At 39.0% G+C, this 986-nt stretch carries 1 protein-coding gene (running past one end of the window); it reads right to left on the bottom strand.

The window, feature by feature from the left end:
* Positions 1-644: 644 nt before the first annotated feature.
* Positions 645-986 carry the 3' portion of a DinB family protein gene (locus tag V7149_RS26240; RefSeq protein WP_335348487.1) on the bottom strand. It continues 135 nt past the right edge of the window, so the window shows 342 of its 477 coding nt (coding positions 136-477); its start codon lies off the right edge, out of view; it ends in the stop codon at positions 645-647.

Here is a 986-nt window from a genome sequence, read left to right on the forward strand (position 1 = left end):
AATTACAGCAACAACACAACCAATCATCATTCCGAGTGGTATTAAACTATCTAATAAATTTTGAGCGCTTTTGGCTTTTTTCTTACCCAGGGTCCTTTCTTATATTTATGTTTCATTCTTATAACTACAAATACTGCAATCCCCCCACCATTACAACAGGTAGTAAAATACGCGCAATTTCCAAAGCTAAGTCCATATAAGAATCCTCCCTTCTCTGGTTTTTAATTAATTCAATTTTAACGTAATATACTCCATTAAATGGCCCTNNAGAAAAGCGCCCTTTAATGAATTAACTAAATTATGATTTCAATCATAAAATCACTTATTTCCTCTTTAACTAAAGCCCCCTTTACTTTAAGTGCAGGACTTCACAATCTTTTTTTACACCTCATTAAACTCAATCCCTAAATGTGTTGTACATGCAAAAAGACGCCTTCTTATTTAAGAAAAGCGCCGGACTGTTGAACAATGAAATATGCGAAAGATCGCTCTGCAAATACGTTCTAATTTATTTGACTAACACACCCGTTTTGCCATCCATAAAGCAGGAAAATCACCCGCTTCACCATAGAGAATGAAAATGGCTTCACACCGTCAATACTGCTTCTACGGCTGGGCGAGGAAGGTCGCTGAATTATGGTGCTTTAGGACCAATCAACGCCACCCCAAGAGGATTGCAACTTTCGCAACAGAACAATTTGGCCGAGATGATACGTATCATGCATCATGATATTGCTGAGTAAACGCTCAATAGAGTACCTGTTAGCTGCATACGGAGCTTTTAACTTTTCATCGTCAAGGTCCGCAATGACCGTTTTTAATTTATTCATGACTTCATTAAGGCGCTGCACTGTCTGGGCCCACCCAACTTCGTCTTCTGGATCCCCCGGATTTCCAAAGGTTTCTTCATTGTCTTCTGCCTTATGCGGATTCTCTGTGCCCTTAATTCGATGGATTACGTCTTCATTCCAAAATATCAAGTGGTT

The organism is Bacillus sp. JJ1503 (assembly GCF_036965125.1).
Lineage (GTDB): Bacteria > Bacillota > Bacilli > Bacillales > Cytobacillaceae > Cytobacillus.